Raw genomic sequence first — 9,158 nt, forward strand, 5'->3', positions numbered from 1 at the left:
CAGCTTCGCTGGGCAAACAAAAAAGCCCTCGCATTTCTGCAAGGGCTTGAATGATGGTGCCTCGACCCGGGATCGAACCAGGGACACGCGGATTTTCAATCCGCTGCTCTACCAACTGAGCTATCGAGGCTGAAACTTGTTAGCGTTCTAGGCGTTTGCTGCCTGTCCTGCTGTGGGTGCGTATTAAACGGTTTTCGCCTTCACAAGTCAACCGTTTTTCTCGCTTTTTTTGCGCTTTTATTACTGTTTGCGCATTGTTTGCTCAAAAAACGCTTTTTTGCTTATTTTTCAGGCGGAACATAGCCTTCAATCGTAGGCTCTACGTCGTCAAACAAGTAGGCCGACATTTTTTCTTCTAAAAACTTACGGGCATTCGGCTCCATCATATTCAACTTGTGTTCGTTAATCAGCATGGTCTGTTTCTTTTGCCATTCAGCCCATGCTTCTTTAGAAATGTTGTCGAAAATACGCTTACCCAGTTCACCCGGATAAAGTTGGAAATCTAAGCCGTCAGCTTCTTTTTGAAGCTTGCGACAAAATACCGTTCTTGCCATGTTATTTCCTTTCGTTCGCTATCTGCTTAGCAAAAAATGTTGCGTTGGGCTTAAAACGCCTAACGCATTAACTGCTGAATAATCTTGGTTGTAGGTGCCGCCAAACCAACTTCAATAGGCTCGTTCAACGAAAACCAACGAAATGCTGTTTCGGCTACGCGCTTTGATGGAGCAGAGTTTACCACGGCCACTACCGGGGTGATATCTAAATGAAAATGGCTAAAGGTATGACGGAACCCTTCAAGCGTTCGGGTTTCGTCGACACTGATACCTCGCTTGGCCAACTGCTCCATCCCCTCTTCTATTGAAGACACCTCAATAAAACCATATAGACCACCCCACAGCCCTGTTGAGGGACGCTGCTCTAAATACACTTGGCTGTTAAACTGTGCCACCATCATATAGGTGGACTTCTCGGGTAGCGCCTTTTTCGGCTTCTTACCCGGGTAGTCGGCTTGCGCGCCTTGTGCGTAGGCAATGCAGTCGGCTTGAAGCGGGCACTCATCACACTTTGGCTTGCTTCGCGTACAGATCATCGCGCCCAAGTCCATCATCACCTGCGTATAGTTGGCACAACGTCCGCCTTCTGAATTGGTGGGCGTGTTTTTCTCGGCCACTTCCCAAAGCTGATTCTCTACCTTTTTCTGTCCCGGCCACCCGCCAATTGCATAGTATCGCGCCAGCACACGCTTCACGTTACCATCTAATATAGGAAAGCGCATATTGCGAGAGAGCGAAAGTATCGCCCCAGCGGTAGAGCGCCCTATGCCGGGCAAATCCATAACTTCTTCTAGACTATAGGGAAATTCGCCGTTGTATTTTTCTACCAGCGTATTCGCAGCTTTGTGAAGATTTCTTGCTCTTGCGTAGTAGCCTAAGCCAGTCCAATGATGAAGCACGTCGTCTTGAGAAGCCTTAGCTAAGTCGTGCACGGTGGGAAAAGACGCCATAAAGCGTTTAAAGTAGGGAATTACCGTGGTGACTTGAGTTTGCTGTAGCATTATTTCCGACACCCACACCTTATAAGGCGTAACGTCTTGTTGCCAAGGCAAATGCTTTCGCCCGTGTTTATCAAACCATGCGAGTGCTCGCTCTGCAAAGCTACCTGTATATTGTTGTTCTGTCATAATCGTCTGTATGGGCAGTTACTACCGCTTGGTCGTTTTCTACTTAGCGACCATTCATTAAAAAGCGCGCTATGGTAGCATGTAACTAGCCAGTTTATTGTTAAGGAACACACGTGTCTGTGCAGAACCCTGTTTTATTTTTTCCCGGTACGCTCTGCGACGAGCGCGTATTTCTACCGCTTTGGCGCGAACTAAATATTGCACAACGTCGTTATGTACCGCTTCAATGGGCAGCATCGCTAGAAGAAATGCTGGCATTAAGTGAAGATCGCATTCTTGATAACGAAAAAGTGCACCTTGTGGGTTATTCGATGGGCGGGTTTATAGCTGCATTAGTAGCACAGCGCAATCCTGCCAATATTGCTTCGATAACCTTAATCGGTTACAACCCAGAAGGGTTATCAAAAGAAGAAATTGCAAAGCGCAAGCAGCTTACTACTATGCTTAAGCAAGGTAACTTTAAGCCCGACAACGACGCTTATCTCTCGCGATTTATACACCCTTCCCGCTTAGCGGATGAAAACGTGGCTGGCGTTGTAAAATCGATGGCGCAGGATTTAGGTAAAACGACGTTACTCAACCACACGCTAGCAACCACACCACGAGAAAGTACCGTTAAAGCGCTCGCAAAGATCAACGCGTCAGTAACGTTTATTACTGCCCAGCAAGACGCCATCGCACCAGCAGAAACAATTAAGCAGCTAAAAAATGTACTACCCAAAGCGACGTTCCACTCCATTAGTGACGCCGGGCATATGGTAGTACTTGAGAAAACTGACGCCGTAGCGTCTATTATTGCTAAACAAATTGGCGTATAAAATTACAGCATTTTTGCCACGATAGCGTTGCATAAGCCGTGGGTAAGTGGATAATGCGCCACCATAAAATTGGGTAAGAAAGGCATTGCAAATGAGGCAATTCAAAAGTCAGGCGGAAGCAGAAGCCGCTGGAGTATACGTAAGCAAGGTAAAAAGCTTCGTGAAACGCGAAGGTAGACTTACCAAAGCACAAGAAAAAGCGTTAGAAGATCATTGGCCAACCAAGGGTATTGACTACGCTGAAGCACCGTTATCGCTTTCAGAAATTTTTGGCCGAAGTGCGCCTGTTGTTGTAGAAATTGGCTTTGGTATGGGCAAGTCATTGGTAGAAATGGCCGCAAATGCTCCTGAGAAAGACTTTCTCGGCATTGAAGTTCACCGTCCAGGCGTTGGCGCATGCTTAGCTGAAGCAAGCGAACAAGGCGTCGAGAACTTGCGTGTAATGGACCATGATGCGGTAGAAGTGCTTAAAAATATGATCCCAGACGGTTCGTTGTCTCGCCTACAGCTATTTTTCCCAGACCCTTGGCACAAGAAGCGTCACCACAAACGCCGTATTGTTCAACCTGAATTTGTTGAGCTGGTTCGCACCAAATTAGCTATTGGCGGTTGTTTTCATATGGCGACGGATTGGGAGCAATATGCTGAGCACATGTTAGACGTTATGAGCAATGCCGACGGTTACACCAATACAGCCACTGATGGTGACTATGTACCTCGTCCGGACTATCGCCCTATTACCAAGTTTGAAACCCGCGGCCAAAAATTAGGTCATGGCGTTTGGGATTTAATTTTCGAGCGTACTAAGTAATGATTTTATCTCCTCAAAGCCAACTGTTAGAACGTAATATCGCGCTTTTCGACGAAGGTCAGTGGGCATTTATCAACCCTTCTGATGCGTATTTCTTAGACGGTCTTAAATCGCAAGAAGTCACGGTGATTCACCAGTATTTCGATATTTTTTCAGAGTGCGTAAGAGTCGTACCTTCGGTATCGTTTGATAGCCGAGATATTACGCGCACAGGTTTTGAGGTGACGCAAAAAGTCGGAAATCATACCCATATATTTACGCCTTTCGTGGCACTAGAGAAATCTCACACTGACGTGATGATTTTCTTACCCAAAGCAAAAACCCATTTTCAGATGCTATTGCGAATGGCGGCCAGCATGGTGGGTCAAAATGGTCGTATTCACGTGGTGGGTGAAAATAAGGGCGGTATAAAGAGTGCTACTAAGTTGATGGACCAATACGGCCCAACCCAAAAGGTTGATTCTGCTCGCCACTGCAGTCTTATCACCGTTTTAGTTGAAGAGCCGCACCTTGCCTTTGAACCCGATGCATGGCTTGATATGAACACGTATCATGTTGAGGGTACAGCTTGGCAAGTGGCCTCTATGCCTGGCGTATTCAGCCACAAAGAACTGGATGCAGGCACTGAGTTATTATTAGAAAAGCTTTCAACGTCACTAAGCGGTGAAATACTTGATTTCGCATGCGGCGCAGGGGTAATAGCCAGTTATATAATGCTGAAATACCCGCATTTAAAGCTTCATCTTACTGACGTAAGCGCACTTGCAGTTTACTGTAGTGCACTCACCCTAGCAGACAACGGATTATCAGCAACACTCTATGCTGCGGATGGATTGCACGGTTTTACCCAAAAAGTACAGCATATTGTCACCAACCCGCCATTTCACACAGGTATTAAAACTGACTACACCATCACTAAGCGCTTTATTTCAGATGCTAAAGCAAGCTTAAGTCGTGGCGGTACTATGCAGATGGTGGCGAACCGATTCTTACCCTACCCAGGTTTACTCGCTGAGCACTTCCAAACGGTCTATACCACAGCACAAACGTCGCAATTTTCTGTTTATCAAGCGGCTTTGTAATTAAAAAAACCATTAGCTTGTGCTAATTTAGCTTTTCTACCTGTTGCTCATGCCATTGCGTACTCCACGCAATGGCGTACGGCGCTTTTTCCGTACACTATATTTAAGCATTACAAGTGCACTGCACGTTACGCTCTGGGAGATCACCTGTGAATATTGTATTTGCTATTTCAGAAGTTGAAGAGTTGGTAAAAACCGGCGGCCTTGCAGACGTTGGAAAAGCACTCCCACTCGCGCTTGATACCTTGGGCGAAAGCATCACCATTGTTATGCCTTATTACCAAGTACTGGCTGAACAGTTGAACCTACCAACTGTAACCGAGCAACAAACCCTGTTTACTGAAGGTCAGGTGTACCATTTTGATATTCGCTACATGCAATGGCACGGTATCCCTATTTACTTTGTAGACTCGCCTGAATACTTTATGCGTGACGGGCTATACGCCAACGCATTTGAAGCCTATGAAGACAATGGTGAGCGCTTTAGTTTTTTCAGTGGTGCCGTACTTCAAACCCTAAAAGCTATCGATAAAAAGCCAGACGTTATTCACTGCCACGACTGGCATGCAGCCATGCTTCCGTTTTTACTTACCCATGACAAATCAGGGTATTTCGACAGCACGAAAACGGTATTCACTATCCACAATGCCGCTTACCAGGCGTTCATAGGCTGGAAACTATCCCGTTTCTCCGCCATCACCCTAATATTCTGGCGCAAGTTCACGGCGGTTACATAAACATGCTGCAAAGCGGCATTGAATTTGCCACGAAAGTGACAACGGTAAGCCCAAACTATGCAAGAGAGCTACTCACTGACTTGGGTAGTCATGGCCTTCATGAACGCCTGGTAAGCCGTCAAGCCGATTTAAGTGGCATTCTGAACGGATGCGACTACACCCAGTGGAACCCAGAGACAGATACATTCCTACCTGAGAATTACAGTGTAGAGAATCTTCATCCAAAGACCGCATGTAAGCGAGCATTACAGGAGAAGTCGGGATTACCTGAGAATGGCAACGTACCGCTTATTGGAATGGTGTGCCGGCTGACTGAACAAAAAGGCTTTGGCTACATACTGCCCATTTTGGACGATTTAATTAAGCACAATGTTCAAATGGTAATTGTGGGCACAGGCGACCCTAAAGTGTGTATGGACCTTGGCGAATTCGCTCAACAACACCCTGACCAATTTGCGTTTATAAACGGGTTTAGTTCCGAACATGCCCATTTGGTAGAAGCCGGCGCTGATTTCTTCCTAATGCCTTCTCAGTTTGAGCCGTGCGGATTGAACCAGATGTACAGCTTAGCTTATGGAACCATCCCCATCGTACGTTCGGTAGGCGGACTCAAAGACACGGTTATCGATTACAGCAACGATAGTGAAGGTACGGGTTTTGTGTTTGATGATCCTACGCCACATGCACTGCTATCTTGCATTCGTCGAGCTCTGCTGGCGTTCTACGAAGATGCCGGAAAATTCAGGGCGATGCAGCAACGTGGAATGCGAACGCGATTTACATGGGAAGCAGCGGCGAAGAATTACCAGCAACTATACGTTTCAACCCTCAACTAAAGGGCTTTGCGTACATTAATTATTGTTTATAGGCATCTTCCTTTTTGCGCATTTTTGCGCCACTATTGATGTATGTAAGACGTGGATGGACAATACGCAAAACGGATATGACGGATAAAGTAGTCAAGCTTACTATAAAAAGCCTTTTCCTTTGGGTAGTAATGTCAATTGCTACCTTTTCGCTTGCGGTGTTATCCAGTCTTGCCGTTTACACGCAAATAAAAACCTATCGCCATGAACTTGAGTCTAATGCACTCATGCTTGCCAAACTGGTGGCAAGAAGCTCGGCCGCCTATCTTTATGATGAAACACCAGAACGTATTGAGACTGCTTTAAGTAATTTAGCAGCTGCTGATCATGTGTTAAATGCCCATGTGTACAAAGCACAAAGCGGTAACTTGGAGCCTCAGATATTTGCTTCTTACAATAAGGAAGGTCAATTATTGTTAGGAGGCAAAGAGAATCAACTAGCTTCCATGTTTATGACACCTCAGCTGGCTGACAATGGGCAATACCTTGAGTTAAGTGCAAAAGTTTTCGACATTGAGACGAATATTCAGCTGGGCTGGATATATTTACGAATTTCTTCAGAGAACTTCAATCAACTCGTTGGGAAGTCAATTTGGCTGAATATAGCTGTCGCTTTGGCATTGTTGGCGATTAGTTTTTACTCGGCCGTGCGAATGCAGCGCTTTGTTACCGGCCCTGTTGAAGAGATAGCAAACTTCTTGCAACGCACATCGCGGCAACGGGATTATTCCGCTCGTGCCAGCGGTTCTACCATTCGAGAACTTGATATCTTAGCAGACGCTGTAAACGTGATGCTATTTCGCATGCAGGAGTACATGCAAAAGCAGCGACAAGCAGAAGAGCAACACAGAAAGCTCAATGCCAGCCTTGAAGATATGGTAAGTCACCGCACCACTGCCTTAAAAGATGCCAACCAAGAGCTTATTCAAACACTTGAGAAACTGCATCAGTTCCAGCGTCAGATTGTACAAAACGAGAAAATGGCCTCATTGGGCGATATGGTCGCTGGCGTTGCGCACGAGGTAAATACACCTATCGGCTTAGGCGTAACTGCATCAACCATGATGTTAGACAGGCTAGCGGTTATTCAGAAAGACTTCGAAAATAAAACACTCAAAGCCAGTGCAATGAAGCGCTTTTTGGATGAGAGTAATGAAAACCTGAATATTATTTACCGTAATTTGAACAGAGCTGCCGAGCTTATTAGCAGTTTTAAGCAGGTTGCTGTCGATCAAACCTCAGAATCTAGTCGAAGTTTTTGCGTTGTGCAGCTAGTTAATGAGATACTACTGTCATTGCAGCCTCGACTCAAAAAATTAAAACACAACATCAACGTAGAATGCGACCCTACCCTTAGCGTTGAAACGAAGGCTGGCCCAATAAATCAAATCTTGATTAATTTAATCATGAATTCGGTTATTCATGGGTTTGAAACCATGGATGAAGGCACAATTGATATACGTGCCGAATTGGTGAGTAACAATAAGCTCAAGCTTGTTTATACCGACAACGGAAAAGGTATTCCACCGGAAATTCGCAAACGGATATTTGACCCCTTTGTTACCACAAAGCGGGGTCAAGGCGGATCTGGTTTAGGAATGCACTTGGTATACAACTTAGTAACGCAAGCCCTCAATGGTTCGATATCAATTACCAGCGAGGAAGGCAACGGCGTAGAATTTGTAATTATCTTCCCCGTTGTTAATGCGAAAACGTCAGAATAGTTGTATAAAGTATGAACTTTTCTTGATTTTTATTGGCTAACCCCAATACCTTAACAGTAAGAATATTCACAAGTTGCTTGCAATCAAGTATATGAATATTAAAATTTAACCAGTTAGTTGCTTAAATCGTATTTTAGAAAGAGTGTAGAACACCATGCAGACGCCAAATGTGTTAATTGTTGAAGATGAGGTGGTAACCCGTACCACGCTTAAGAGTTTATTTGAAGCGGAAGGGTATAATGTGTTTGAGGCCGAGAACGGTGATCAAATGCATGATTTCTTCGAGAATCACGCTATCAATTTGGTTATCATGGACATTAACCTACCGGGTAAAAATGGCCTTATTTTGGCACGTGAAGTACGTGACCGTAAAAACGTTGGGCTTATTTTCTTAACGGGTCGTGATAACGACGTTGACCGTATTCTAGGTCTTGAAATTGGCGCAGACGATTATCTGACTAAGCCTTTCAACCCTCGTGAATTGACTATTCGCGCGCGCAACTTACTGTCTCGTACTACAAACTCTTCAGAAGATGACGATTTACCAAGCCGTGTAAGCTTCAACGGCTGGACGCTTGACGGTGATAGCCGTTCATTGATTTCACCTAGCGGGAAAGAGTTCCGCCTACCACGCAGTGAATTCCGCGCTCTTCACCTTTTCTTAAGCAATCCAGGTAAGATCCTTACCCGTGAGCAGCTAATAATGGAAATGACGGGGCGTGAACTTCGTCCGAATGACCGTACGGTTGACGTAACGATTCGTCGTATTCGTAAGCACTTCGAATCAGATCCTTCAGATGAAGAATTGATTGTAACCATTCACGGTGAAGGTTACCGTTTCTGCGGTCAGGTTGACGGCTAAGACGTCGCCTGAACGAGTTTTGAATTAATGAAAAGCCGCTACTGTGTAGCGTAAGCGATCAATATAGGCCGTCTTCCCCAGATTTAGCTACTCCGTAAAATAGCCTCCGTAGATTTTACTAACGGAGACTTTACTGATGGCAACAAAAAGACGTACACGTGAGCAATGGCAAAGGTTGGTTGACAAGCAAGCAGCAAGCGAGCTGACAGTCAGTGAATTTTGTGCACAGCATGCGTTAACAGTATCAAATTTTTATCTGTGGCGTAAAAAGTTGAGGGATGATAGTCAACCGTTTGCGCAGCAGGATAACTGGCTTGCTTTTGATATGCCAGCGAGCGGGAACCAGAGTATAGATTCAGCGTGGGAGATTGAACTGGTATTACCCGGTGGTGTGGTGCTGCGGATGAACCGAGCGGCCTGATGTTACCCTTATCTAATGGGCGTATTTGGTTGTACACCGGCAATGCCGATATGCGCAAACAGTTTGATGGGTTGGCAGCGCTGGTACAGAGCAAGTTGGGCATGCAGGCGCATTGTGGTGACTGGTTTGTGTTTATCAATAAGCGCCGTACTCAGC

General features: G+C 45.5%; 9 protein-coding genes, 1 tRNA gene and 1 pseudogene. 8 read left to right on the plus strand and 3 right to left on the minus strand.

Going from position 1 to position 9,158, the window contains the following annotated elements:
- Window positions 1-54: 54 nt before the first annotated feature.
- From ACX5KA_RS00515 to mutY, 3 genes are all read right to left on the minus strand, one after another.
- Window positions 55-130: transfer RNA gene (locus ACX5KA_RS00515), tRNA-Phe, on the minus strand.
- 151 nt (window positions 131-281) lie between these two features.
- On the minus strand, window positions 282-554 hold the full coding sequence (locus ACX5KA_RS00520; protein ID WP_014947929.1) for an oxidative damage protection protein: 273 nt from the start codon (window positions 552-554) through the stop codon (window positions 282-284).
- A gap of 59 nt (window positions 555-613) precedes the next feature.
- The gene (mutY, locus tag ACX5KA_RS00525) at window positions 614-1,681 is read right to left on the minus strand and encodes an A/G-specific adenine glycosylase (protein ID WP_039217250.1); all 1,068 of its coding nucleotides are present in this window, start codon (window positions 1,679-1,681) and stop codon (window positions 614-616) included.
- Between the two features lie 113 nt (window positions 1,682-1,794).
- Between mutY and ACX5KA_RS00530 the strand changes: the two genes are divergently transcribed.
- The 8 genes and pseudogenes from ACX5KA_RS00530 to tnpB all read left to right on the plus strand — a co-directional run.
- Window positions 1,795-2,499 carry an alpha/beta fold hydrolase gene (locus ACX5KA_RS00530; RefSeq protein WP_239259368.1) on the plus strand — a complete coding sequence of 235 codons (705 nt, stop codon included), beginning with the start codon at window positions 1,795-1,797 and terminating at the stop codon, window positions 2,497-2,499.
- Between the two features lie 91 nt (window positions 2,500-2,590).
- The gene (trmB, locus tag ACX5KA_RS00535) at window positions 2,591-3,310 is read left to right on the plus strand and encodes a tRNA (guanosine(46)-N7)-methyltransferase TrmB (RefSeq protein WP_039217255.1); all 720 of its coding nucleotides are present in this window, start codon (window positions 2,591-2,593) and stop codon (window positions 3,308-3,310) included.
- Complete coding sequence (locus ACX5KA_RS00540; RefSeq protein ID WP_458730199.1) at window positions 3,310-4,392, plus strand: methyltransferase; 1,083 nt, start codon at window positions 3,310-3,312, stop codon at window positions 4,390-4,392. Before trmB ends, ACX5KA_RS00540 begins: the two co-directional genes overlap by 1 nt.
- Before the next feature lie 149 nt (window positions 4,393-4,541).
- Window positions 4,542-5,965 (plus strand): annotated as a pseudogene (glgA, locus tag ACX5KA_RS00545) (glycogen synthase GlgA).
- Between the two features lie 107 nt (window positions 5,966-6,072).
- Window positions 6,073-7,719: a sensor histidine kinase gene (locus ACX5KA_RS00550; RefSeq protein WP_458730200.1), complete on the plus strand. Its 1,647-nt coding sequence runs from the start codon at window positions 6,073-6,075 to the stop codon at window positions 7,717-7,719.
- 154 nt (window positions 7,720-7,873) lie between these two features.
- Window positions 7,874-8,581 (plus strand): two-component system response regulator ArcA, encoded by a 708-nt coding sequence (arcA, locus tag ACX5KA_RS00555; RefSeq protein WP_014947922.1) that lies wholly within the window; start codon window positions 7,874-7,876, stop codon window positions 8,579-8,581.
- 136 nt (window positions 8,582-8,717) lie between these two features.
- The gene (gene tnpA / locus ACX5KA_RS00560) at window positions 8,718-9,002 is read left to right on the plus strand and encodes an IS66 family insertion sequence element accessory protein TnpA (protein WP_024024495.1); all 285 of its coding nucleotides are present in this window, start codon (window positions 8,718-8,720) and stop codon (window positions 9,000-9,002) included.
- On the plus strand, window positions 9,002-9,158 hold a 157-nt coding region (tnpB, locus tag ACX5KA_RS00565; protein WP_458730201.1), incomplete at its 3' end, for an IS66 family insertion sequence element accessory protein TnpB. The genes tnpA and tnpB, both read left to right, overlap by 1 nt.

The organism is Alteromonas alvinellae, from assembly GCF_902705805.1.

Excerpts from the sequence above, each read along its gene's own strand:
- ACX5KA_RS00550 (WP_458730200.1), top strand. The coding sequence starts at position 6,073 with ATGACGGATAAAGTAGTCAAGCTTACTATAAAAAGCCTTTTCCTTTGG.
- mutY (WP_039217250.1), bottom strand. The coding sequence starts at position 1,681 with ATGACAGAACAACAATATACAGGTAGCTTTGCAGAGCGAGCACTCGCA.
- arcA (WP_014947922.1), top strand. The coding sequence starts at position 7,874 with ATGCAGACGCCAAATGTGTTAATTGTTGAAGATGAGGTGGTAACCCGT.
- ACX5KA_RS00540 (WP_458730199.1), top strand. The coding sequence starts at position 3,310 with ATGATTTTATCTCCTCAAAGCCAACTGTTAGAACGTAATATCGCGCTT.
- tnpA (WP_024024495.1), top strand. The coding sequence starts at position 8,718 with ATGGCAACAAAAAGACGTACACGTGAGCAATGGCAAAGGTTGGTTGAC.
- trmB (WP_039217255.1), top strand. The coding sequence starts at position 2,591 with ATGAGGCAATTCAAAAGTCAGGCGGAAGCAGAAGCCGCTGGAGTATAC.
- ACX5KA_RS00520 (WP_014947929.1), bottom strand. The coding sequence starts at position 554 with ATGGCAAGAACGGTATTTTGTCGCAAGCTTCAAAAAGAAGCTGACGGC.